Source organism: Paraburkholderia caffeinitolerans (assembly GCF_902859945.1).
GTDB classification, from domain to species: Bacteria; Pseudomonadota; Gammaproteobacteria; order Burkholderiales; family Burkholderiaceae; genus Paraburkholderia; species Paraburkholderia caffeinitolerans.
In genome coordinates, this window is sequence record NZ_CADIKL010000003.1 from 268353 (window position 1) to 292609 (window position 24257).

Consider the following 24257-nt stretch of genomic DNA (forward strand, 5'->3'; position numbering starts at 1 on the left):
CTGCCTGCCGTTTCGCGGCAGGCAGGTGCGGCCGTTCGCCCAGGCTCTGGGTGAGAAAATCGGAAAAAATTACGCGGCGCCCGCTTGAAACCCGCGCAACACCCCTCAGATTTGGTGACAGTTAAAAAATTGGAGGTCTCGTTTTAAATGAGAGTCGACAAACTCACCACCAAGTTCCAGGAAGCACTTTCCGACGCACAAAGCCTTGCCGTCGGGCACGACAATCAATACATCGAACCGGTCCATCTGCTGGCGGCGCTCGTCGCGCAGCAGGACGGCTCGGCGCGCTCGCTCATGTCGCGCGCTGGCGTGCAGGTTCAGGCATTGCAGAACGCGCTCAACGACGCCATCAACCGTTTGCCGCAGGTGCAGGGCACCGACGGCAACGTGCAGGTCGGCCGCGAACTCACGGGCCTGCTGAATCAGGCCGACAAGGAAGCGCAGAAGCTCAACGACACCTATATCGCGAGCGAGATGTTCTTGCTGGCGGTCGCCGAGGATAAGGGCGATGCCGGCCAGATCGCGCGCAAGAACGGCCTCACGCGCAAGGCGCTCGAGGCGGCGATCGTCGCGGTGCGCGGCGGCGCGCAGGTCCATAGCCAGGATGCCGAGAGCCAGCGCGAAGCGCTCAAGAAGTACACCGTCGACCTGACCGAGCGTGCGCGCGCGGGCAAGCTCGACCCCGTGATCGGCCGCGACGACGAAATCCGCCGCTCGATCCAGATCCTGCAGCGCCGCACCAAGAACAACCCGGTGCTGATCGGCGAGCCGGGCGTGGGCAAGACGGCCATCGTCGAAGGTCTCGCGCAGCGTATCGTCAACGGCGAAGTGCCGGAAACGCTCAAGGGCAAGCGCGTGCTCTCGCTCGACATGGCGGCGCTGCTCGCGGGTGCGAAGTATCGCGGCGAGTTCGAAGAGCGCCTGAAGGCCGTGCTCAACGACATCGCGAAGGACGAAGGTCAGACCATCGTTTTCATCGACGAAATTCACACGATGGTGGGCGCCGGCAAGGCCGAAGGCGCGATGGATGCGGGCAACATGCTCAAGCCGGCGCTCTCGCGCGGCGAGCTGCACTGCATCGGCGCGACCACGCTCGACGAATATCGCAAGTACATCGAAAAAGATGCCGCGCTCGAGCGCCGCTTCCAGAAGGTGCTCGTCGACGAACCGTCGGTCGAGGCGACCATCGCGATCCTGCGCGGTTTGCAGGAGAAGTACGAGCTGCACCACGGCGTGGAAATCACCGACCCGGCGATCGTCGCGGCGGCGGAGCTCTCGCATCGCTACATTACCGATCGCTTCTTGCCGGACAAGGCCATCGATCTGATCGACGAAGCGGCTTCGAAGATCAAGATGGAAATCGATTCGAAGCCCGAAGAGATGGACAAGCTCGACCGTCGCCTGATCCAGCTGAAGATCGAGCGCGAAGCCGTCAAGAAGGAAAAGGACGAAGCGTCGCAAAAGCGTCTGCAGCTGATCGAGGAAGAGATTGACCGCCTGAGCCTCGAATATAAGGACCTCGAAGAGATCTGGACCGCCGAGAAAGCGGCAGTGCAGGGCAGCGCGCAGATCAAGGAAGAAATCGATCGGGTGCGCGCCGAGATCACGAAGTTACAGCGCGAAGGCAAGCTCGAAAAGGTTGCCGAATTGCAGTACGGCAGGCTTCCGCAACTCGAATCGCAACTGAAGCAGGTCGCGCAGGCCGAGGCGGACGAGCAGAACAACCCGACGCGCCGGCGGCTCCTGCGCACCCACGTGGGCGCCGAGGAAATCGCCGAGGTCGTGTCGCGTTCGACCGGCATTCCGGTCTCGCGCATGATGCAAGGCGAGCGCGAAAAGCTGCTGCTGATCGAAGACAAGCTGCACGAGCGCGTGGTGGGGCAGGACGAGGCGATCAACGCGGTGGCCGATGCGATCCGCCGTTCGCGCGCCGGTCTTGCGGACCCGAACAAGCCTTATGGCTCGTTCCTGTTCCTCGGGCCGACGGGTGTGGGCAAGACCGAAGTGTGCAAGGCGCTCGCGGGCTTCCTGTTCGATTCGGAGGATCATCTGATCCGCATCGACATGAGCGAGTTCATGGAGAAGCACAGCGTCGCGCGTCTGATCGGCGCGCCGCCGGGATACGTGGGCTACGAGGAGGGCGGCTATCTGACCGAGGCCGTGCGTCGCAAGCCGTATAGCGTGATCCTGCTCGACGAAGTCGAGAAGGCGCACCCGGACGTGTTCAACGTGCTGCTGCAAGTGCTCGACGACGGCCGCATGACCGATGGCCAGGGACGCACTGTCGACTTCAAGAACACGGTGATCGTGATGACGTCGAACCTCGGTTCGCATCTCATCCAGTCGATGACGGGCGAGCCGCAGGAAGTGGTGAAGGAAGCAGTCTGGAACGAAGTGAAGCAGCAGTTCCGGCCGGAATTCCTGAACCGGATTGACGAAGTGGTGGTGTTCCATGCGCTCGACCGCGCGAATATCGAGTCGATCGCGAAGATCCAGTTGCGGCGTTTGCGCGAGCGTCTGGTGAAGCTCGACATGGAACTGGAGGTGTCGGACGAGGCGCTCGCGAAGATCGCCGAGGTCGGCTTCGATCCGCTGTTCGGGGCGCGGCCGCTCAAGCGTGCGATCCAGCAGGAGATCGAGAATCCGGTTGCCAAGCTGATCCTCGCTGGCAAGTTCGGGCCGAAGGATGTGATTCCGGTCAACGTCCAGGACGGCAAGTTCGTGTTCGAACACGTCGTGCACTAAGGCGCGGTTCAATCAGCGCGAAGCGCGTGCCGGAAGGCACGCGCAGCGGCAAACAAAAAGGGCAACGGAATTTTCCGTTGCCCTTTTTCCTATGTGGCGCACCTGGCGCGCGACAACTTACGTCTGCTTATGTCTGCTTGTTCCCGCCGCCAAGCAGCGAAGCAAGGCCGCCCAGCGTGCCCAGCACGCTCTCGGAATTGATCTGTCCGCCGGCGGGCACTTCACCGTTCGGCGTGCCGGCGTTGATCACGTGCGGCAGCACCTGCGCGAGCAGGCCGCTGACCTGGTCGGGCTGCATGCCGACCTTTTGCGCGAGACCCGAAACCACATCGGAGCCCAGTGCATTGTGGAGTTGATCCGGCGAAACCGCCTGGTTCTCGCCGTTGCCGACCCACGACTGCACGACATCGCCAAGGCCGCCTTGCTGGAACTTCTGGATCAGGCCGTTCAGTCCGCCCGGCTGGTTGTTGATGAATTCCATCGCGACGGCGAGGAGTTGGGCTTGGCCGCCGCTTTGTTGCTGCGACGAGGAACCGAGCAGGGAACCGAGGGTATCTAGCAGGCTCATGACAATCTCTCTGAAGGATGGCCGCGGCAGAGGCCGCGGCCGGAAAACCGGAACCCGGAATGCAAACCGGGTATGCGAATCATGCACCCGAAGCAGCCGCGTCGGACGCAGCCTTGCTCTTCTTCGACTTCTTGGACTTCTTCGCCGTGGTGTCCGAGGCAGCGCCCGGCGCCGCTGCGGCGGATCCTGCTTCAGGCGCGCTTGCTCCAGCGGCTGCCTTGTCCTTCTTGCTCTTGTGCTTCGACTTGCTTGCGCCCGTATCCGACGCGGCTTGCGGCGCGGTCGTGGCAGCGGGCGCTTGCGCGGTCGTCATCGGATTGGGCGTGGTGCCGGCGGCAGCGGGCGCGGCAGGAGCGGCGCTCTTGCTGCTCTTCGACGTCGTGGCGCTCTTGGCCGCAGGCGGCGCCGACGAGCCGTTGATCGTGAGGCCCGCGGCTTCAAGGTTCTGCACGGATTTCGGGCCGATGCCCTTGATCCGGTTCACGAGATCGTCGGCGTCCTTGAAGGGGCCGTTCTTGGTGCGCTCGTCGATGATCGCCTTGGAGTGGGCCGGGCCGATGCCCTTGACGGATTCAAGCGTGGCTTGATCAGCGGTGTTGACTTCGACAGCCGCCGCCAGCGCGGCGGACAGCGACAGACCCAGCGCGAGGAACAGCATCAGCAACTTCTTGAGCATGGCAATCACTCCATTGAGGGCATTTCGGTTAGCCGGGAACGGACGACGCATCGAGTAGGTGGTGCTGCACTACAAGGATAAGTCAGTTGGCGTATCCGTGAACGGGAAGCGCTCGATTTATACCCATGGTTTCGTGGCAATACAATCGCGCCGCACAATCTTTAATACTTCTGTGCAATTGGATGGCGTTTGCGACGTGCTTCAGGCGCGATGCGGCCCGACGATGCCGAGTTTCGCAATGCGCCGATAGAGCGTCGCGCGCGAAATGCCCAGCGCCGCAGCGGCGGCATTGGGCCGCCAGCGATGCGCGGTGAGCGCCGCGATGATGCGCGAGCGTTCGTCGGAATGGTTGTCCGCCGGATTTCTGATCGGAGCGCTGCCTGGATTGCCGGTTGCGGCCAGTTGCGCCGCGAGGTCGCTGCTCAAGTGCCGCGCCTCTACGCGTACCGTATCGCACACCGCGCATGCGTAGCGCATGGCGTTGCGCAACTGGCGCAGATTGCCGGGCCAGGCGAACGCCGCAAGCCGCGCGGCGAGATCGGTGTCGAGCACGAGCGGCCGGCCGGCCGCCTGCGCCTCCTCGGCGAACACCGATTCGATGAGCCCGGCGATGTCGTGCCGCTCGCGCAGCGGCGGCAATGTGAGCACAGCGCCGCAGAGCCGGTAGTAAAGGTCTTCGCGAAACGTGCCTGAAGCGGCCATCTGCGTGAGATCGCGGTGGGTCGCGCAGATCACTTCGAGGTCGACGTGCGTGGGCGTTTCGCCTCCGAGCGGCAGCACCTCGCCTTCGGCGAGCACGCGCAAGAGGCGCGTCTGCAACGCGAGCGGCATGTCGCCGATCTCGTCGAGAAAGAGCGTGCCGCCATCGGCCATCGCAATCTTGCCGCGCGAACCATGGCGCCGCGCGCCCGTGAACGCGCCCGGCGCGTAGCCAAAGAGCTCGCTCTCGATCAGCGACTCCGGCAGCGCGCCGCAGTTCACCGCTACGAACGGCCGGTTGTGGCGCGGCCCCGCGTCGTGGATCGCACGCGCGAACACTTCCTTGCCCGCGCCCGTTTCGCCAAGCAGCAGAACCGGCAAACGCTTGCCTGCCACGCGCTGCGCGATGCGCGCGTTTTCCGCGACGCGCGCATCCGCGCTGCGCAGGAATGGGCCTAGCGCGCCATGGTCCCGGGTGTCCTCGGCACGCGCGTTGCGCAGCGGCGTTGCGCCGTGTACAGCCGGCGATGAGGCGCGCGCCGCGCCCGGGAATCCGGTGCGCCCGAGCGGTGCGCGAATGCGCGCATAGAGCATGGCGCCGTTCGCGCGCAGGCGCAGCGCCGCGATGGCTTCGATACGGCCAATATCGCGCAACTGCACGTGGGACGAATCGAAGATCTCGTCAATATGGCGCGGCCCGTCGAGCCCCGGAATGCATTCGCGCGCGCGTCGGTTCGCGGCGGCCACGTTGCCGTTCTCGTCGAAGGCGATCAGCAACTCGGGCTGCGCCTCGACATAGTTGCGGTTCTGGTGTCCGAAAAGAATCCAGCACGCCGAGGTGCGATGCAGAAAGTAGCCGTCTTCGATGAGCGTCGCGCTCTGGCGCACGAGCTGATTGACGATGCGCTGGCTGTCGCGGTTGTCGGGCGACTGCACGGCAGAGGCATCAAGTACGCCGATCAGCTCGCCGCCCGGCGCGAAGATGGGCGCGGCGCTGCACGTGAGCGTCGTGAACGCGGCGCGAAAGTGGTCGGTCTTGTGCACCGTGATGGGCGCGAGATCGGTGAGCACGCTCGCGATGCCGCACGTGCCTTCCTCGCTCTCCGACCAGCACGAGCCGATATAGAGCCCCGCGTGCTTGAAGTGGTTGCGGCGTTCGCGATCGATGCGGTAGTCGATGGTGACGCCGTGTGCGTCGGTGAGCATCACGCAATAGTCGGCGTCGCGCACGGTCTCGTGCAGGCGCGTGAGGCACTGGCCAGAGGCGCGCAGGAAAGCCTCTTCACGGTCGCGGATCTCACGCAGCTCGGCGGCGCTCAGCACGCGCGGGCCGATCACCGACCCCGGGTCGAGCTGATAACGCTCGAACGAGCGCTGCCAGGACGAGACGAGACGCGGCGAGTCGTTCGGCGCGGGCAGCCGGCCTTCGACGGCGCCGCGTACGCGTTCGGCGTGGCGGGTGGGCGCGAGTGCGTAGGGCATGGGCGATTCCAGACGATTCCTGACGAGGGGCGTCGGCGCTTGGAGCGTTCGGCGGGAGCCTTTTTGTAGCACATCTGCGGCGCGCGATCACACCGCAGCGCAGCATGCGAGACAGCCGAGACGATCGTCTCAGGGTGCGACGAGACGATCGTGAGACGCGGCGCGAGGCCTGCTGCGCTGGGCCGGACGGGTTTTGCCATGGACGCGGGAGACGGGCTTAGTCTTGTGGGGTGGGCCCTTCCCGTCGCAACGGAGACGCCGTGCGGGCCGTGAACGATCGTGCGGATGCGCCTTCACTGCTCCCGCAACGCCAGTAGATACGGTGTTCGGCAGGACATCGACGGCCATTCGAGTGCATTGGCACAGCGCTTGCAGAGATTCAGGGCAATAGCGGTGCGCAGATGCGCCGCGACATAGGAGACAACGCCCGTGACGACGCCCGTGACCGTTGGCGTGATCGCGAACCCCGCTTCGGGGCGCGACATTCGCCGTCTTACCACGCACGCTTCCGTCTTTCCGACTGCGGAAAAGGCCAACATGGTCGTGCGCCTGCTCGCGGGGCTTGGTGCACTGGGCGTCGAGCGCGTGCTCACGCTGCGCGACCGCACCGGCGTGGCCGCGCTTGTGCTGCGCGCGCTCGAAACCCATGCGGCCGTGGCGCGAAACGAACGCTGGCCCGCCGTGGAGTTCATCGATTTGCCGATCAGCGAGAGCGTGGCCGACACGCACGCGGGCGTCGCGCATATGGTTCGCGAGCGGGTCGCGCTGATCGCCGTGCTCGGCGGCGACGGCACGCATCGCGCCGTTGCCGCGCATTGCGGCGACACGCCGCTGCTCGCGCTTTCGACCGGCACCAACAACGCGTTTCCCGAACTGCGCGAAGCCACGGTCGCGGGTCTCGCGGGCGCGCTCGTCGCCACCGGCGCCGTGCCGCCCGAAACGGCGCTGGCGCGCAACAAACGTCTTGTCGCGCGTTGCGTCGAGGGGCCGAATCGCGGGCGCGAAGAGATCGCGCTGGTCGATATCTGCGTGTCGCGTCAGCCGTTTATTGGCGCGCGCGCGATTTCAGATAGTTCGGATATCGAATCGTTATTCCTGGCCTTTGCGCCGCCCGATGGCATCGGGCTCGCGTCGATCGGCGGTGCATGGGCGCCGGTCGGTCGAGACGCCGCGCACGGCCTGCACATGACCTTTGCGCAGGCGTCTACGCAAGGCGGCGAGGGCGAAGGCGTGCCGCTCATCGCGCCCATCGCGCCCGGGCGCATCGAGCGCCTGATGATGCGCACCTGCCAGCGGCTCGAGGTGGGCATGGCGCTGCCGCTCGACGCCGATCACGGCACGCTCGCCTTCGATGGCGAGCGCGAGATCGAACCGGCGCGCGGCGATCGCTACGAAATCGCGCTCGACTGGGGCGGTCCGGTGACTGTGGACGTTGCACGCACCTTGCGTTATGCGGCCTCGCATCAGTTGTTGCGCGCGGCGCCGGAGTAACGCGCACTTCATCGGATTTTCCCTTCCAACTTTCCTCAATAAAGGAGCCACTCCACCCACCCAGTTCGTTTCGGAAACAGCAGGCATTACTACCGTGGTCATCACAACTCGACAGGAGACAACCATGTCTGTCACGTTGAACAAGGAGCAGTTGCTCGCGGCGTATCGCTCGATGCGCACGATCCGCGAGTTCGAGGAGCGCTTGCACGTCGAATTCGCAACCGGCGAGATCCCGGGCTTCGTGCATTTGTATGCGGGCGAGGAGGCGTCCGCCGTCGGCACCATGAGCCATCTGAACGACAACGATTACGTCGCCACCACGCACCGTGGCCACGGCCATTGCATCGCCAAGGGCGTGGACGTGCGTGAAATGATGGCCGAGATCTATGGCCGCGCCACCGGCTCGTGCCGTGGCAAGGGCGGATCGATGCACATCGCCGATCTCTCGAAGGGCATGCTGGGTGCGAACGGCATCGTCGGTGCGGGCGGGCCGCTCACGTGCGGCGCGGCGCTCGCCGCGAAGCAAAAGAAAACCGGTGGTGTGGGCGTGTGCTTTTTCGGCGATGGCGCGTCGAACCAGGGCGTGATCTTCGAGTCGATGAATCTTGCTTCGGTATGGCGTTTGCCTGTAATTTTCGTCGCCGAGAATAACGGCTATGCGGAAGCGACTTCGTCTACGTGGTCGGTCGCAGCCGACAACATCGCCGACCGCGCCAACGGCTTTGGCATGCCGGGCGTGATCGTCGACGGTTTCGACTTTTTCGCCGTTCACGAGGCGCTTGGCGAGGCCGTGGCGCGGGCGCGCAATGGTGGCGGCCCGACGCTCATCGAGATGAAACTTTCGCGCTATTTCGGCCACTTCGAAGGCGATGCGCAAACCTATCGCGCCCCCGGCGAGGTGCAGAAGCTGCGCGAGGAAAAGGACTGTCTCAAGCGCTTCGAAGAGCGCGTGGTGCGCGCGGAACTCGCAAGCACCGACGATTTGCGCAAGGTGGACGCCGAAGTGAAGGCGCTGATCGACGACGCCGTGGCGAAGGCCAAGGCCGCGCCGTTGCCGGCCCCCGACGCGCTGCTTACCGACGTGTACGTGTCGTATCCCTGAGCGCGGTTCAATCAGGTAATCAGGATTCCAGATCAAGGAGACGGAAATGGCACGGAAAATCACCTATTCGCAGGCGATCAATGAAGCGCTCGCCCAGGAGATGGCGCGCGACGAGAGCGTGATCGTGATGGGCGAGGACAACGCGGGCGGCGCGGGCTCGCCTGGCGAGCAGGACGCGTGGGGCGGCGTGCTCGGCGTGACGAAGGGCCTCTATGGCAAATTCCCGGGTCGGGTGCTCGACACGCCGCTCTCGGAGGGCGGCTTCATCGGCGCGGCAGTGGGCGCGGCGGCGTGCGGGATGCGGCCGGTGGCGGAGCTGATGTTCATCGACTTCATGGGCGTGTGCTTTGACCAGATCTTCAATCAGGCGGCGAAGTTCCGCTACATGTTCGGAGGCAAGGCGGTCACGCCGGTGGTGATTCGCACGATGTACGGCGCGGGCCTGCGCGCGGCGGCCCAGCACTCGCAGATGCTCACGTCGCTCTTTACGCATATTCCGGGCCTCAAGGTCGTGTGCCCGGCCACGCCTTATGACGCGAAGGGCCTCATGATCGAGGCCATCCGCGACAACGACCCGGTGATCTTCTGCGAGCACAAGCTGCTCTACACGATGGAGGGCGAGGTGCCCGAAGAGTCGTATTCGATTCCGTTCGGCGAGGCCAACATCGCGCGCGACGGCGACGACGTCACCATCGTCACTTATGGGCGTATGCTCCACTACGCGCTCGACGCGGCGCAACAGCTTGCGAAGGACGGCGTCGAAGCCGATGTGATCGATCTGCGCACGACCTCGCCGCTCGACGAGGAGACCATTCTGGAGAGCGTGAGCCGCACGGGCCGCATCGTGGTCGTCGACGAAGCGAACCCGCGTTGCTCGATCGCGACCGACATCGCCGCGCTCGTGGCGAATAAGGCGTTTCGCGATCTCAAGGCACCGGTCGGCATGGTGACCGCGCCGCATACGCCGGTACCGTTCGCGGCCTCGCTCGAAGACCTTTACATTCCCTCGGCGCAGCAGATCGCCGATGCCGTGCGCGCAGCAAGGAGCTGAAGTCATGCCGATTCACATGATCACGATGCCCAAGTGGGGCCTTTCGATGGAGCAGGGCCAGGTGAACGGCTGGCTCAAGTCGCTCGGCGACAAGGTGGCCAAGGGGGAGGAATTGCTCGACGTCGAGTCCGACAAGATCGCGTCGGGCGTCGAGTGCGCGTTCGACGGCGTGTTGCGGCGGCAGATCGCGCAGGAAGGCGACACGCTGCCGGTGGGCGCGCTGCTCGGCGTGGTGGCGGGCGTAGAAGATTCGGAGGCCGAAATAGATGCGGCGGTGGCCGAATTCCAGCGCGATTTCGTGCCTGCGAAAGCCGGCGACGCCGATGCCGGTCCGCAGCCGGAGAAGGCGCAAATCGGCGGGCGCACGCTGCGCTATCTGAAGCTGGGCGAGGGCGACGGCACGCCAGTCGTGCTGATCCACGGCTTCGGCGGCGATCTCAACAACTGGCTCTTCAATCATGCCGATCTCGCCACGGAACGCACCGTGTGGGCGCTCGATCTGCCGGGACACGGCGAATCGGGCAAGGCGGTCCAGAGCGGCGCGCTCGACGAACTCGCACAGAGCGTGGTCGATTTTCTCGACGCGCAGAAGATCGAGCGTGCCCATCTGGTCGGGCATTCGCTGGGCGGCGCGGTCGCGATGACGGTGGCCGAACGCGTGCCCGCGCGCGTTGCAACGCTCGCGCTGATCGCGAGCGCGGGGCTCGGCGACGAGATCGACGGCGCGTATATCGAGGGCTTCGTCGCGGCAGCGAACCGCAACGCGCTCAAGCCGCATGTGGTGAAGCTGTTCGCCGATCCTGCGCTGGTTACGCGCCAGCTCGTGGAAGACCTCGTGAAGTACAAGCGGCTCGAAGGCGTGCAGGACGCGCTGAGGAAAATCTCGGCGCAGGCCTTCGAGGGCGGCGCGCAGCGGCGCGTGTTCCGAGATCGCCTGTCGACGCTGGCGCCGAAGGTGCTGGTGATCTGGGGCGAGACTGACCAGATCATTCCGGTCAAGCACGCACAAGGGTTGTCGCCCGAAGTGCGCGTCGAGGTGATCGCCGGCAAGGGGCACATGGTGCAGATGGAGGCCGCCGCCGAGGTCAATCGCGCGCTCAAGGCGCTCTTCGAGACGGGAGGCTGACCATGAACGCCGTCACGATTGAAGCGGCGTGCGCGGGCGCACCATCGCCGGGCGCGTCCGGCGACACTGCGCTCGGCCAGCATGGCCTGCGCAGCCGCGAGAAGCTCGCGCGCATCCCCGTGAAGATCGTGCCGGCGGACGAGGGCACGGCGCTGCCCAAGCCGCCCTGGCTGCGCGCGCGTCCGCTCATGAGCACGACGGTCGCCGGGGTGGCAGCCGTGCTGCGCGAGCACCGCCTGCATTCGGTGTGCGAGGAGGCAATGTGCCCGAATATCGGCGAGTGCTTCGCGCAGCGCACGGCCACCTTCATGATCATGGGCGGTCTGTGCACGCGGCGCTGCCCGTTTTGCGACGTTGCGCACGGGCGGCCAGCGCCGCTCGACGAAGATGAGCCCGTGCACCTTGCGGAGGCGGTCGCGGCGCTCGGCCTGCGTCATGTCGTGATCACCTCGGTGGACCGGGACGATCTGCGTGATGGCGGTGCGGCGCACTTCGCGCGCTGCATCGCCAATGTGCGCGAGCGCGTGCCGGGCATCGGCGTGGAGGTTCTGACGCCGGATTTTCGTGGACGCATCGATCGCGCACTGGAGGCGCTCTCGGTGGCCTGGCCCGATGTGTTCAACCACAACATCGAGACTGTGCCGTCGCTTTACAGGGCGGCGCGGCCGGGCGCTGACTATCGCGGCTCGCTCGAACTGCTCGCGCGTGCAAAGGCCGCGCATGGGGCGCTCGTCACGAAATCGGGACTCATGGTGGGGCTGGGCGAGACCGACACCGAGCTGTACGCGACCATGCGCGATTTGCGCGAGCATGGCGTGGAGGTGCTGACGATCGGGCAATATCTCGCGCCGTCGCGTTATCACTTGCCGGTGCGCCGCTACGTGCATCCGGACGCGTTTGCGGCGCTGCGCGAGGCCGGGCTTGGCATGGGGTTCAGTGAGGTGGTGGCGGGGCCGCTCGTGCGTTCGTCGTATCACGCCGCGCAGACCGTCGAAGCCGCGCGGGGTCATGCATCGGCGCGTGAAGAAGTCGATTAATTTGCAACTAACTGCCTAGACTGGGTGCCTGCTTCGGCGGTTGCCCAGTGGTGGTTTTTACGCCTTCACGCGCAGATACCGCCTGCTGACAAACGACAGATAGATCACGAGCCCGACACCGGCAAGCGCGAGGCTCGCCGTATTGGCGATCCAGAAGCCGCGTGCTCCGGTCGCCCACTCGGGCAGCGTGCCAGGCACATTAAAGCCGAGCGCATAGCCGCCGCCGAGGCCGACGCCCCACAGCGCAATGGCGTAGATCACCGTCGGCACCACAGCGACCTTGTAGGCGCGCAGCGCGAATGCTGTGGTGATCTGCAGAGCGTCGAACACGTGATAGACCGTGACGATCGCCACGAGCGGCATCGCCGCCACGGCGACAGTCGGGTCCGGCGTATAGCCCTTGATCAGGAGCGGCCGCAGCACCAGCACGATCGCGCCATAGCAGCAGGCGATCGCCGCCGCGGTCATCACGCCATGCCGCGCGAGCGTGCGCGCTTCGGCTGGGCGCGCGCCGCCCAGCGCCTGGGCAACCAGCGTGGAAGTCGCCACGCCGATCGAGAGCGGCGTCATGTAGAGCACCGCACCCACGTTGCCGGCGATCTGGTGGCCCGCGAGCGTCGTCGTGCCGAGGCGCGCGATGAAGATCGCCATGAAGGTGTACGACGTCACTTCGATGAGATACGAAAGCCCCATCGGAATGCCGAGCTTGAGCAGTTCCGCCTGACGCTTCCACTCGGGCCAGCAGAAGTGCTTGAAGATTTCGAACGGCGCGAATACGTCGATGCGCGTGAGCGCAATTGCGGCGCACGCGGCAAGCGCCCAGTTGATCGCGGTGCTCGCGAGCGCGCAACCCGGGCCGCCCAGTGCGGGCACGCCGAGGCCGCCGAAAATGAGCCAAGTGTTCAGCGGCACCTTGATGCCGAGCGCGGCCACCTGCAGGAACATGACGAGGCGCGGCCGGCTTACGGCGTTGGCGAGCGAACTGTAGATGCGGAACGCGAGGCTCGCAGGCAGCCCGAACGAGAGCAGCCGCAGATACGCGATGGTGCGCTCGCGCAGCGCCTCGGGCGCGCGCGCGAGGTCCAGCAGCGGACCGGGAAAGTACAGGATCACGAAGCCGATCACCATCAGCACGAACGCGAGCCAGAAGGCCTGGCGCACTTCGAGGCCGATCTCGATGTCCTTGCGCGCGCCGTAGAGCTGCGCCGCGACGGGTTGCAGCGCAGTGAGTATCCCGGTCAGACCGATATAGACCGAAACATAGATCGACGAACCGAGCCCCAGCGCCGCGAGATCGAGCGCCGAATAGCGGCCCACCATCGCGGTGTCGATCACGCCGAACGCGATGATCGCGAGCTGGCCGACCAGCACCGGCCAGGCGAGGGTGGCGATGCGCCGGATATCGCCGAGGAAGGTTGCTGTCACCGGGGCCTCAGTCGGGCCGTTTGTGCCAGATGCGTTTCTTCAGCGGCGGCTGCGGGCGGTCGATGCGCACATAGAGGCGGAAGCGCTCGTCGCGGTCGGCCGCGCGGCGGCCTTCCCAGACGAGCTTCCACGCGAAGTTCGACATCGGGCTCGGCTCGCTATAGTCCTGCGTGTCCTGACGCAGGATTACGTCGCAGTCCTCGTTGAACGAGAAATGCATCTTGCCGAAATACGCGAAGGTGGCGATCTGCGCGTCGCCGAGGCGCACGGGCGAAATGCACTGATAGTCGACCGGCAGATGCGCGGCGATCTGCTGAGCGACGTCCTTGTAGGTCCGGCTGTAATTGACGACCGGCAGCCAGAGCGTCATCAGTAGCACCCACATCAGCGTGGTGCCGGCGCTCGACAACACGACGCTGCGCCAGAGCACCTTCGGGTGCCGCGCGACGCGCCAGTGTGCGAGCGTGATCCAGCACACGGTCACGGCCACCGCGCATACGAACGACAGAATCTTGAACTGCGGCACGTAGCCCGGCACGAGGCGCGCGAGGTTGCGCGCGAGCGGCGCCGGGAAGCCGGTCATGCTGGCGAGCCAGACGAGCCATACGAAGGTGCCGAGGATCGTGAAGCTCAGCACCGCGAACCAGTCGATCGCGTTGATCGTGCCGCGCTTGAGCGTGGGCAGCGCGAAGGTCGCGAGCACCGAGAGCGCAGGCAGCACGAGCATGAAGAGCAGGTTGGTTTCGTGGCTCTGCACGATCACGAGGATCAGAAGCGGCACGATGACCGAGAGCGGAATCGCGACATGCGGCGCGCGCCGCAGCCCCTTCCAGCTCATCCAGGCCCAGATGGCGAGCGGCCAGGCCGGCCACGTGAATAGCGGCAGGTTCTTGGCCGCGTAGCGCAGCACCGAGCCCGGAGGGCCCGCGAAGGCACTGACGCTCGTGCGCGCCCACTGGTCGAGGAACCACACGCCATCCGTGGGATAGAGATGTAGGGTGGCGATCGGCCAGGAGAGCGACACCACGAGTGCGACCGGCAAGCCGGCCACGAGCAGCCAGCGCGAGCGCGTCTCGGGCGCGAACACAAGCATGACGAGCGTGCCGATGAGCAGTGCGCCGACCAGCACGGGCCCGCTCGAAAGCATCACCACGCCGAGCGCGAGGCCCCACCAGAGCGCGCCCTGAATGGGCTTGTCGATGGCGCGAACGAGGCCGTACACCAGCATGGCGATGCCCATGAACTGCATCAGTTGCGGCGTGGTTTCGTGGCCGCGCTCGGCCAGGCCGAAGCAGGCCAGCAGGATGAGCAGGGCGCCATCGCCGAGCGTACGGCCGTAGTCGCGCGGCTCGGGTTCGCCGCCGAACGCGTATTTGAACGGCTGCACTTCAGGGCGCCGGCCGAGCAGATAGGCGCCGTACCAGACGAATGCGCAGGCGCTGCAGAACAGCACGCCGGTGGCCACGCGGGCTGCGTTGCTCGCGTCTACCCAAGGGGCGAAGACGCGGATGCAGATGGCGCCGAGCCAGTAGCCAAGCGGTCCATTTGCGGTGATGTATTTGCCGACGAGGTTCGGCATCAGCCAGTCGTGCGTGGTGCCGCCGGCCATCGTCCACATCACGCCGAAGCCGGCCGCATCCTCGTTCTTCCACGGGTCGCGGCCGAACAGGCCGAACGAAGCGAAGATGATGCAGATGGTCAGCAGCAGCCAGCGCGGCAGGGCGCTGGTGGCGGAGGCGGTCAGGCGAATGGCAGGCTTCATGCAGTGCGAAGGAATTCGGGTAAGCAGACCGGGGCGCGCCAATGGCGGTCGTGGCCTCAAGGGGGCGATGCCGCGGGAATTGCCGCGGCAGTGTCGTCGTGCGCCGCCGGTCGGGAGCATCCGGCATTCTAGCCGCCCGCGCCAGCGAGCGTCACGGCGCGGACCAGCGCGAACACCGTGCAGGCAATAAAAAAGGGCAGCGTACGCTGCCCTTTTTTGTGCGGGACCGACTCGAGAGCCGGTGCGCGAAGCTCGCTTCGAAAGCTTACTTTGCCTTGCCCGAGGCGCGCGCGCCGAACTTCTTGTTGAACTTCTCGACACGGCCGGCCGTGTCCATGATCTTTTGCGTGCCCGTGTAGAACGGATGCGATTCCGACGACACTTCGATCTTTGCGAGCGGGTAGGTCTTGCCGTTGAACTCGGCGGTCTCGCGCGTCTGGATGGTCGAGCGGGTCACGAACCGGAAGTCGTTCGAAACGTCGATGAACAGGACTTCGCGGTAATTCGGGTGAATGCCTTCTTTCATGGTTATTCCTTAAATCTGGCGGTAGCCAACCCGCGTGCCTTCACTGTGAAGGTCGTTTCGGCGCGAGCCACTTGCCCAAGGTCGAAAAACGGCGATTATGCCAGAAAATCAGCTGGTTGGCGAATTTTTGCTGCCTCGCGAGGCGGGTTCACGTGGGTGGAGCGGCGAGCGCGGCCAGCGCGCCCACTTTGGCCGGATCCTGCCGGTAATAGCATGCGAGCAGCCGGTAAAGCTCGGGATATTCGGCCTCGAATGCCTTGGGCTTCACGAACAGCGCCTCGCTGCACACGGCGAAGAATTCCGACGGATGGTCCGAAGCATAGGGATCGATCAGCGAGTCGCGCTCGAAGCGCGGCCAGCGGCGCTCGGGCACGGCATCGACCTTGTCGCAGAACTGGTCATAGGCGTTGTCGAACACATCGGCCCAGGCCTGCCCGTCGAGCGGTGCATGCCAGCGGCGAAAAAGGGGTGGATGACCATCGGCCTCGCCGGTGAGCATGTCGATCTTGTGTGCGAACTCGTGAATCACGACGTTGTAGGCATCGCTGCCATCGGTCATCTGTGCGTCTTCCCACGAGAGGATCACCGGCCCGCCTTCCCATGCTTCGCCACTCGCGTCGTGCTCGACTTCATGCACCACGCCGTCCTCGTCCTCGACGGTCTTGCGGATCACGAATTCACCGGGATAGACGGTTACACCAACCCAGCCCTTATAGAGATCAAGGGAAAGATTGAGCACCGGCAGCGAAGCCTGCGCCGCGATCGCTACCGCGATCTGGTCGGTGAGTTCGAGTTCGTGAGCCGTGGAGAACTCCTTTTGCGCGAGAAAGAGGCTCGTGAGTTCGCGCAGGCGCGCGAGGGCGGCGGCCTCGAGGTGCGAGAGGAAGGGCAGCCCGGCAAGCGTCGTCTGCCAGAGCGCGTCGTCGATCGCATAGGTGCGCAGTGCCTTTTCGCGGCGGCGCGCGCCGAACCAGTGGGTCAGTTTCGAAAGCATCGCTCAGTTGCGTATTCTGTTGCACATTTGGGTGCGTGTTCAGGTGTGTTCGAAGGCTCAGCCGCTCAGTCGATCTGCTTTTGCCACGCTGCGAATATCCCGCCGCACACGGCCACGCCGATCAGGAAATAGAACCCGTCGAGCGAGCTCAGAAAGCTCGCCTGCTGCGCGACCAGGCGGCTCATCTGCACGAGCGCGAGCCCATGGGCCTCGCCGGGCGAGCGGCCGAGCGCTTCGAAGGCGTGCGTGAGCGTGGCATAAGTGCTCTGGAAGATCGGGTTGAACGGGTTCACGAATTCCACGAGCCGCGTCTGGTGGAGCGCCAGCCTGTGCTGCTCGACGATGATAATCGTTGCGGTCGCGAACGATATCGTCAACTGACGGACGACGTTTTTCAAGCGGTATCCGTGCGTGAACTCTTCGTTGTCGAAGATGCGGAACGTCAGGTTCGCGACCGGCAGCACGATGAAGAGCAGCAGCAGGCCGCGCAGCAGCAGCGGGAAAACGAGCCAATTTTCGCTGGTTTCGGGCGTGAGGCGTGTCATCCAGAACGAGATGAACGCCGCCAGCACGAAGCCCGGCACGATGATCCACTTCTTGTGTGTGATGTACTTCGCGTAGCGAAAATAGAAGAATAGCGTCGAAGCCGAAATCAGCGAGGTGACGCCAGTGAGGCGGCCCGCATTCTCCACCGGATAATTCAGCCCGCCCTCGAGAAAGCGGGAGACCAGATAGCTGAGCGCAGTGCTCTGATAGTAATAGACCATGTAGAGAAGCAGCCCGACGCGAAACGGCTTTTCGCGCAGTGCATGCAGTCGCATGAGCGGCTTCGGATGATGCCACTGGTGCCAGGCGAACCACGCGAGCGCTCCTATGCCGGCAACGCTAAGCAAGATGGTGCCGGGCGAGGTGCTGAAGAGCGCAAAGCGCACCTGCTGCATGGCGATCTGCAGCGCGCCTTGGGCAAGTGCGAAGATGATGTAGGGCCAGAAATGCGTATCGCCGCGCTCTTCGGGCAGCACGTGGCCGGCGTCGGGCAGTGCGAGCAGGGCGAGCACCGCATAGAGCACGCCGGCGGGCGCGGAAAACGCGAAGAGGGCGCGCCAGTCGAAATGCGCAACGAGAAAGCCGCCCGCGAGCGGCGCGAGCGCGCTGGACAGCACGATCAGGATCAGGAACGCGCGCGTCGCCACCGGGCGCTGCTGTGGTGTGAAGGAAATCTGGATGAGGATGCGGCAGGTGCCCATCATCGGGCCTATGAAATAGCCCTGGAAACCGCGCGCGAAGGCGAGTTCGATCGACGATTCGCAGAGCGCCGCCGCCACCGCGCCCGCGGAATAGAGCAGCAGGCAGCCACCCACATAACGGCGGTAGCCGATGCGCTCGACCCACCATTGCTGCTGCAGAATGCCGAGCACGGCGCATACCGCGTAAGCGCTGGATGCCCAGACGAGTTCGTCGGGAGAAGCGTTGATGCCGCCGGCGATATAGCTCGTGAAGAACGAAAAGATCGCGTTGTCGTAGTAGTCGAGGCCGGTCGCGAGCGCGAGCACCCATGGGAAAAAGTCGCCTCGCAGGCGTGCCGCGTCAAACAGCGGGGCGCGGGTCGGGGTGCTGCTCATTCGCGAGCGCTCCCATGTTTGCGCTCGCTGGCGCTTTCGCCTTCATCGTTGCTCTCGGCAGGCTTGGCAGCGGGTGAGGCGCCGCTTGTATTGCTGTTGCGTTTGCCGCCTCTCGTGCTCGGGCGGCGGCCGGGCGGCTCCGAGGCTTTTGCCTCCTCCTTGCGCCGGCGCGTGGCGGCAAGCCGCTCGTCGATCAACGTCTCCGATGGCACGCCAGAAAGGCGCTGCCGCAGATAGTCGAGATCGCCGGCCAGTTCGGTGCGCACTGTCTGCGCTTCCCTCAACTCGCGGCGCACTGCGGCGATCCGTGCGTCGAGCGTGTCGATCTGTTGCGCGAGCGCATCGGCAATCTGCTGCAGCGATTCCTGCGAATAGCGCCGGCGGCCGTCGTCGAGCGATTCGAGCGGGCGCTTGAGCATCTCGGTAATGCCGTGCAGCGAGAAGCCGAGCGCACGTAGCCGCAGGATGCGGGCAAATTGCTCTAGATTCTGTTCGTCGTAGAGGCGGTAGCGGCCTTCGCTGCGCGTGGGCGTGACGAGGCCGCGTTCCTCGTAATACTTGAGCGTTCGCGGCGTGACGTTGAGCCGCTGGGCGGCGTCGCGCACCGTCAGCAGTGCGCTGGAATCCCTGGGCATCGGCGGGCGGCCGCATGGCTGCGGCGGTGGAGTGATGGGCGGATTATAGTTCAACGTGAACGTTCACGTGCAGGTTGGGGCGTTAAACTGTCTTGACCAGAAATGACAAACGCCCGCGTGTGCGGGCGTTTGCGGTACATCAAAGGGGCAGGATGGGCGTGGCCCTTAGCCGCCGCGACGCATCATGTCGAAGAACTCGGAGTTGTTCTTCGTTTGACGGATCTTGTCGAGCAGGAATTCCATGGCCTCGACTTCGTCCATGTCGTGGATGAACTTGCGCAGCACCCAGATTTTCTGGAGGATGTCCGGCTTGATCAGCAGCTCTTCACGACGCGTGCCCGACTTGTTCAGGTTGATCGACGGATAGACACGCTTTTCCGCGAGGCGGCGCTCGAGGTGCACTTCCATGTTGCCGGTGCCCTTGAACTCTTCGTAGATCACGTCGTCCATGCGGCTGCCGGTTTCGATCAGCGCGGTGCCGATGATGGTGAGCGAGCCGCCTTCCTCGATGTTACGCGCGGCGCCGAAGAAGCGCTTCGGACGTTGCAGCGCGTTGGCGTCCACACCGCCGGTGAGCACCTTGCCCGATGCGGGCACAACCGTGTTGTACGCACGTGCGAGACGCGTGATCGAGTCGAGCAGAATCACGACATCGTGCTTCATTTCGACGAGGCGCTTGGCCTTCTCGATCACCATTTCGGCCACTTGCACGTGGCGTGCGGCCGGTTCGTCGAAGGTCGAGGCGATCACTTCGCCCGCCACCGAACGCTGCATTTCGGTCACTTCTTCAGGACGCTCGTCGATCAGCAGCACGAACAGGATCACGTCGGGGTGATTCTGTTTGATGGCGTGGGCGATGTGCTGAAGCATCACGGTCTTGCCCGACTTGGGCGAGGCGACCAGCAGGCCGCGCTGACCCTTGCCGATGGGCGCGATCATGTCGATGATACGGCCCGTCACGTTCTCCTCGCCGCGCATTTCGCGCTCGAGCAGCAGCACCTTGTTCGGGTGGAGCGGCGTGAGGTTCTCGAACATGATCTTGTGCTTCGAGGCCTCGGGCGGCTGGCCATTGACCTTGTCCACCTTCACGAGTGCGAAGTAGCGCTCACCGTCCTTCGGCGTACGTACTTCGCCTTCGATTGTGTCGCCGGTGTGCAGGTTGAAGCGGCGGATCTGCGACGGGCTGATATAGATATCGTCCGTGCTCGCGAGATACGAGGTTTCCGGCGAGCGCAGGAAACCGAAGCCGTCCGGCAGGACTTCGAGCGTGCCGTCGCCGAAGATCGTTTCGCCCGTCTTGGCGCGCTTTTTAAGAATGGCGAACATCAACTCCTGCTTGCGCAGGCGGTTCGCACTTTCGATCTCGAGGCCATTGGCCATCTCGATCAGTGCGGAGACATGCTGAGACTTGAGCTCGGAAAGATGCATACGGAGAACCCGTCGGGGAGGATGCGACGAAAAGAAGTCTGGGGGAAAAGAAGCGAGCGGAACCGCTCAAGGACTTATATAAGGGCGCCGGGTAGACGCTTTATGAATTCTAGCATAGCACACGCCGGAAGCCGCCAGTGGAGCCCGGCAGTAAGTTTCGGCATGTTTTTGCGGTGCGTGTTGTCGGTGGACAACACGCACCTTTGATTCGCCCGCCCATTCGCTTGTTCTCGCGGCGGGGCGGTGGAGCGCCTGGTTACAGGTGGCTATCCAGGAACGCGGTGAGCTGCGACTTCGAGAGCGCGCCGACCTTTTGTGCCGCAACGGCGCCATTCTTGAAGAGGATCAGCGTCGGGATGCCGCGCACGCCGAACTTCACGGGCGTCGATTGATGCTCGTCAACGTTGATCTTCGCAATCTGGAGGCGATCGCCGTAGTCCTTCGCGACCTCGTCGAGAATCGGCGCGATCATCTTGCAGGGGCCGCACCATTCGGCCCAGAAGTCCAGCAGCACGGGCTTGTCGGATTTCACGACGTCCTGTTCGAACGATGCGTCGCTGATATGCTTGATTTGTTCGCTCATTATATGAATACCTCTTCACGATCGAGGCTGATTGAATTGCTCGCCACGATACACCAAAACTCAAAATATATCCGGGGGTGCCAAGGCCTAGCCAGGCGAGACCGGATGCGGTCGCCGTGACACGGTCGCCGGGCCTGCCCAGGTAACGGTCGACGCCAGTGTAGCCTAAATCCCTATGCGTTGCCGACGGTGATAGTACGCATATCAGCAGCAGGGTTTCCGGGCATTTTCGGGCGTTTCTACTGCGTTAGCATTGCTTTGCGCCAACGCCTCCCACCGAGCGACGCACCCATCACAATGCCGATATGGCGATGCCGTGCGTGTTTGCAAGAGGGCGCACACGATGTGTCGTTTTGCGTCTGCCTTCATGTTTTTCACGGACTCATCCCGGCTCATTCATCGCATTGGTCCAGGGTCTTTTGAAGACTTTTTGCGATGCGGCATTCGCAATGCCGCACAACCGATGTTAGAATGCGCCGTGACGGGCCTCCTCGCATGGAGGGGCGGTCAACCTGGTCAGGTCGGGAACGAAGCAGCCACAGCCGTTTTCCGCCAGTGCCGAGGGTCAGGCTCGTCACCTTCCTTTTTTTCCGCGTTATTTCTTCTTTCCCCTCGTTTTTCTCCCTGGTGCATAGCCTTGCCGAATGTGGCTGAGTGTGCCGCCTGCGCACGTTGCTCGCATGCGGATTGGCAGCGAAGAGGCAGGGTGCAAGAACTCGTCAGAGATGCCTCGTGGCAGTGCTGCTGCGGTGGTTCGGCGTGCCCGTCCGGAGGGCGCGAGACGCGCTTCGAATCCATCTGGGCGCGCGGGCGTTGCTGATACAATTTCCGGATGACCTATCAAGTTCTCGCACGCAAGTGGCGACCGAAGGATTTCGCTTCGCTCGTCGGACAGGAGCACGTGGTGCGCGCGCTCACGCATGCGCTCGACGGCGGGCGTCTGCACCACGCGTACCTCTTCACGGGCACACGCGGCGTGGGCAAGACGACGCTCTCGCGCATCTTCGCCAAGGCGCTTAATTGCGAGACCGGCGTGACGTCCAGGCCATGCGGCGTGTGTCGCGCGTGCCGGGAAATCGACGAAGGCCGCTTCGTCGATTATGTCGAGATGGACGCGGCGAGCAATCGCGGCGTCGACGAAATGGCGGCGCTGCTCGAGCGCGCGGTCTATGCGCCAGTGGATGCACGCTTCAAGGTCTACATGATCGACGAAGTGCACATGCTCACGAACCACGCGTTCAACGCGATGCTCAAGACGCTGGAGGAGCCGCCGCCGCACGTCAAGTTCATCCTCGCGACCACAGATCCGCAGAAAATTCCGGTCACGGTGCTCTCGCGCTGTCTGCAGTTCAACTTGAAGCAGATGCCGGCCGGCAATATCGTCGAGCATCTCACGCATATTCTTGGCGAAGAGAAAGTCGAGTTCGAGCCGCAAGCGCTGCGCCTGCTCGCGCGCGCCGCGGACGGCTCGATGCGCGACGCGCTCTCGCTCACCGATCAGGCCATTGCCTATTCGGCCAATCAGGTCACGGAAGAGGCCGTGCGCGGCATGCTCGGTGCGCTCGACCAAAGCTACCTGATTCGCCTGATCGATGCCCTGGTTGCCGGCGATGGTGCGCAGGTGCTCGCGATCGCCGACGAAATGTCGCTGCGCAGCCTGTCGTTCTCGACCGCGCTGCAAGATCTCGCGAGCTTGTTCCATCGCGTGGCGTGGGCGCAATTCGCGCCGGCGTCGGTGCTTGATGAATGGCCCGAGGCTGACGATTTGCGCCGCTTCGCTGACGTGCTGAGCGCGGAGCAAGTGCAGCTTTTCTATCAAATCGCGACGCTCGGGCGCAGCGAGCTCGGGCTTGCGCCCGACGAGTACGCAGGCTTCACCATGACGCTGCTGCGCATGCTTGCGTTCGAGCCTTCGGTGGGCGCGGGCAGTGTCGGCAGCGCGCCGGTCTCGAGGCCGGCTGCCGCAGGCGCCGGCGTGCGTGCGGCTGTACAGACAGCAGCGCAGACGGTAACTTCGGCGGCGGGCGCTGCGTCCGCCGAACGTGCTGTTGCCCAGCCGAGGTTTGCCGCGCCGACAAAGTCGGTCGCACCGCGCGCCGAACAGGCGCCGGCGGAAGTGGCGAGCGCGCCGCTTCGTGCCGTTGTGGTCGAAGACGCGAAGCAGGGCACCGCATCGCCGGTTGCCGACGATGTGCGTGCCGCGCCCGCAGACGCCGCGGCGGCGAATGTGGTGGACGCCGCGCCTGTTGCGCTAGCGCGCATCGTGCCGCCTTGGGAAGACGAAGCCACGACCGCGTCGGGCGACGACGACGCAAAGCCCGCAGCACAAGCCGACGTGCAAACCGCTTCGGCTCCCACTGTTGCGCCTGTCGCCGCAGAGCCGGCAGCGCCCGAGCCGCAGCCTGAGAAGGCGGCGGCCGTAGCCGCGTCTTCGTCGCGCAGCGGCGCGGGCGCCGCGCTCGACGTGCTGCGTAGCAAGGGCATGCGTGTTTCCTCCGAACGCGGTTCCCGGCCAGCGGCCCAGGCCGCAGCGCCCACGGCGGTTCCCAAGGCCGCCGCGCCACGCGCGGAGGTGAAGGTGCCGACGCCGGACCCCGCGCGTCGCGCCGCGGCTGCGCAGGAAGCGCAGCCGCGCCGGCCCGCGCGAGGGGCGAGCCCGCGTCAGGACGCATCGGGCGCACCGCCTTGGGATGACATCCCGCCCGACGACTACGTGCCGCTCAGCGCCGACGACGCTTATTTCTCCGCGCCCGACGACAATTTCGTGCCCACGTATGAGAGCGAGTCCGCTGCGCCACGCGCAGCTGCTCCCGCCGCGACTTCGGCGGCAGTGGTCGACGTGAGCAAGCTGCCTGCAGGCATTCCGCTGGACGCCATCGGCTTCTCGGGCGACTGGCCGGCGCTTGCCGCCACGCTACCGCTCACCGGCATCTCGTATCAGCTTGCGTTCAACAGCGAGCTCACCGCGCTCGAAGGCGGCGTGCTCAAGCTCAGCGTGCCGGTGCCGCAGTACGCCGAAACCTCGCAGGTCGCCAAGCTCAAGACGGCGCTGGCCGAAAGTCTCGGCAAGTCCGTGGAAGTCGACGTCACGGTCGGCCCAGCGCGCCGCACGGCGGCTGCGCTGGATGCCGCTGCGCGCGCCGAGCGCCAGCGCGACGCCGAGCGCGAGATCGGCGCCGATCCTTTCGTGCAGCAACTGATTCGCGACTTCGGCGCGAGCATCGTGCCGGGTTCGATCCGGCCGATCGCGCCCGAAGCCGCGACGGGCGGCAACCAGGCCGCCCATTGAATTGCGCCGCGCGGCG

Annotated in this window: 18 protein-coding genes and 1 other RNA gene; 8 read left to right on the top strand and 11 right to left on the bottom strand. The window is 64.8% G+C overall.

All coding sequences use genetic code 11. The features are described 5' to 3' along the window. Positions 1-147 precede the first annotated feature (147 nt). Positions 148-2745: an ATP-dependent chaperone ClpB gene (gene clpB / locus HV773_RS04460; RefSeq protein ID WP_129562131.1), complete on the top strand. Its 2598-nt coding sequence runs from the start codon at positions 148-150 to the stop codon at positions 2743-2745. Between the two features lie 127 nt (positions 2746-2872). Here the strand turns inward: clpB and HV773_RS04465 are convergent, their stop codons facing one another. The 3 genes from HV773_RS04465 to HV773_RS04475 all read right to left on the bottom strand — a co-directional run bounded on the left by HV773_RS04465 (position 2873) and on the right by HV773_RS04475 (position 6170). After that, positions 2873-3313, bottom strand: coding sequence for a YidB family protein (locus HV773_RS04465; protein WP_129562130.1), 441 nt, complete (start codon positions 3311-3313; stop codon positions 2873-2875). Positions 3314-3392: 79 nt separating this feature from the next. Then, the gene (locus HV773_RS04470; RefSeq protein WP_129562129.1) at positions 3393-3989 is read right to left on the bottom strand and encodes a ComEA family DNA-binding protein; all 597 of its coding nucleotides are present in this window, start codon (positions 3987-3989) and stop codon (positions 3393-3395) included. Between the two features lie 201 nt (positions 3990-4190). Continuing rightward, positions 4191-6170 (bottom strand): sigma-54-dependent Fis family transcriptional regulator, encoded by a 1980-nt coding sequence (locus HV773_RS04475; protein ID WP_129562128.1) that lies wholly within the window; start codon positions 6168-6170, stop codon positions 4191-4193. Between the two features lie 429 nt (positions 6171-6599). Between HV773_RS04475 and HV773_RS04480 the strand changes: the two genes are divergently transcribed. The 5 genes from HV773_RS04480 (at position 6600) to lipA (ending at position 11977) form a co-directional block, all read left to right on the top strand. Next, a complete protein-coding gene (locus HV773_RS04480) occupies positions 6600-7661 on the top strand; it encodes an ATP-NAD kinase family protein (RefSeq protein WP_129562127.1) in 1062 nt (353 codons plus the stop codon). Between the two features lie 124 nt (positions 7662-7785). Beyond that, a complete protein-coding gene (locus HV773_RS04485) occupies positions 7786-8763 on the top strand; it encodes a thiamine pyrophosphate-dependent dehydrogenase E1 component subunit alpha (protein WP_129562126.1) in 978 nt (325 codons plus the stop codon). A gap of 46 nt (positions 8764-8809) precedes the next feature. Beyond that, positions 8810-9814 carry an alpha-ketoacid dehydrogenase subunit beta gene (locus HV773_RS04490; RefSeq protein ID WP_129562125.1) on the top strand — a complete coding sequence of 335 codons (1005 nt, stop codon included), beginning with the start codon at positions 8810-8812 and terminating at the stop codon, positions 9812-9814. Positions 9815-9818: 4 nt separating this feature from the next. Continuing rightward, positions 9819-10940 (top strand): acetoin dehydrogenase dihydrolipoyllysine-residue acetyltransferase subunit, encoded by a 1122-nt coding sequence (locus HV773_RS04495; protein ID WP_129562124.1) that lies wholly within the window; start codon positions 9819-9821, stop codon positions 10938-10940. A gap of 2 nt (positions 10941-10942) precedes the next feature. Continuing rightward, on the top strand, positions 10943-11977 hold the full coding sequence (gene lipA, locus HV773_RS04500) for a lipoyl synthase (protein WP_129562123.1): 1035 nt from the start codon (positions 10943-10945) through the stop codon (positions 11975-11977). Between the two features lie 57 nt (positions 11978-12034). Here the strand turns inward: lipA and HV773_RS04505 are convergent, their stop codons facing one another. The 8 genes from HV773_RS04505 to trxA all read right to left on the bottom strand — a co-directional run bounded on the left by HV773_RS04505 (position 12035) and on the right by trxA (position 20952). After that, positions 12035-13402 (bottom strand): MATE family efflux transporter, encoded by a 1368-nt coding sequence (locus HV773_RS04505; protein ID WP_129562122.1) that lies wholly within the window; start codon positions 13400-13402, stop codon positions 12035-12037. Positions 13403-13409: 7 nt separating this feature from the next. Further along, positions 13410-15164, bottom strand: a complete 1755-nt coding sequence (locus tag HV773_RS04510) for an ArnT family glycosyltransferase (RefSeq protein WP_129562121.1) — start codon at positions 15162-15164, stop codon at positions 13410-13412. Between the two features lie 265 nt (positions 15165-15429). Then, on the bottom strand, positions 15430-15690 hold the full coding sequence (locus tag HV773_RS04515) for a type B 50S ribosomal protein L31 (protein ID WP_129562120.1): 261 nt from the start codon (positions 15688-15690) through the stop codon (positions 15430-15432). A 148-nt stretch (positions 15691-15838) separates the two neighbouring features. After that, on the bottom strand, positions 15839-16684 hold the full coding sequence (locus HV773_RS04520) for a M90 family metallopeptidase (RefSeq protein WP_129562119.1): 846 nt from the start codon (positions 16682-16684) through the stop codon (positions 15839-15841). Positions 16685-16749: 65 nt separating this feature from the next. Then, positions 16750-18306: an MFS transporter gene (locus HV773_RS04525; RefSeq protein ID WP_129562118.1), complete on the bottom strand. Its 1557-nt coding sequence runs from the start codon at positions 18304-18306 to the stop codon at positions 16750-16752. Next, the gene (locus HV773_RS04530) at positions 18303-18941 is read right to left on the bottom strand and encodes a MerR family transcriptional regulator (RefSeq protein ID WP_129562117.1); all 639 of its coding nucleotides are present in this window, start codon (positions 18939-18941) and stop codon (positions 18303-18305) included. Before HV773_RS04530 ends, HV773_RS04525 begins: the two co-directional genes overlap by 4 nt. A gap of 165 nt (positions 18942-19106) precedes the next feature. Then, positions 19107-20369 (bottom strand): transcription termination factor Rho, encoded by a 1263-nt coding sequence (gene rho, locus HV773_RS04535; RefSeq protein WP_129562116.1) that lies wholly within the window; start codon positions 20367-20369, stop codon positions 19107-19109. Positions 20370-20625: 256 nt separating this feature from the next. Next, positions 20626-20952, bottom strand: a complete 327-nt coding sequence (gene trxA, locus HV773_RS04540; RefSeq protein WP_027797264.1) for a thioredoxin TrxA — start codon at positions 20950-20952, stop codon at positions 20626-20628. 480 nt (positions 20953-21432) lie between these two features. Between trxA and ffs the strand changes: the two genes are divergently transcribed. Together ffs and HV773_RS04550 are read left to right on the top strand one after the other, a co-directional pair. Beyond that, an RNA gene (gene ffs / locus HV773_RS04545) (signal recognition particle sRNA small type) lies at positions 21433-21531 on the top strand. Between the two features lie 253 nt (positions 21532-21784). Continuing rightward, the gene (locus tag HV773_RS04550; RefSeq protein ID WP_129562115.1) at positions 21785-24241 is read left to right on the top strand and encodes a DNA polymerase III subunit gamma/tau; all 2457 of its coding nucleotides are present in this window, start codon (positions 21785-21787) and stop codon (positions 24239-24241) included. The last annotated feature ends 16 nt before the right edge of the window (positions 24242-24257 follow it).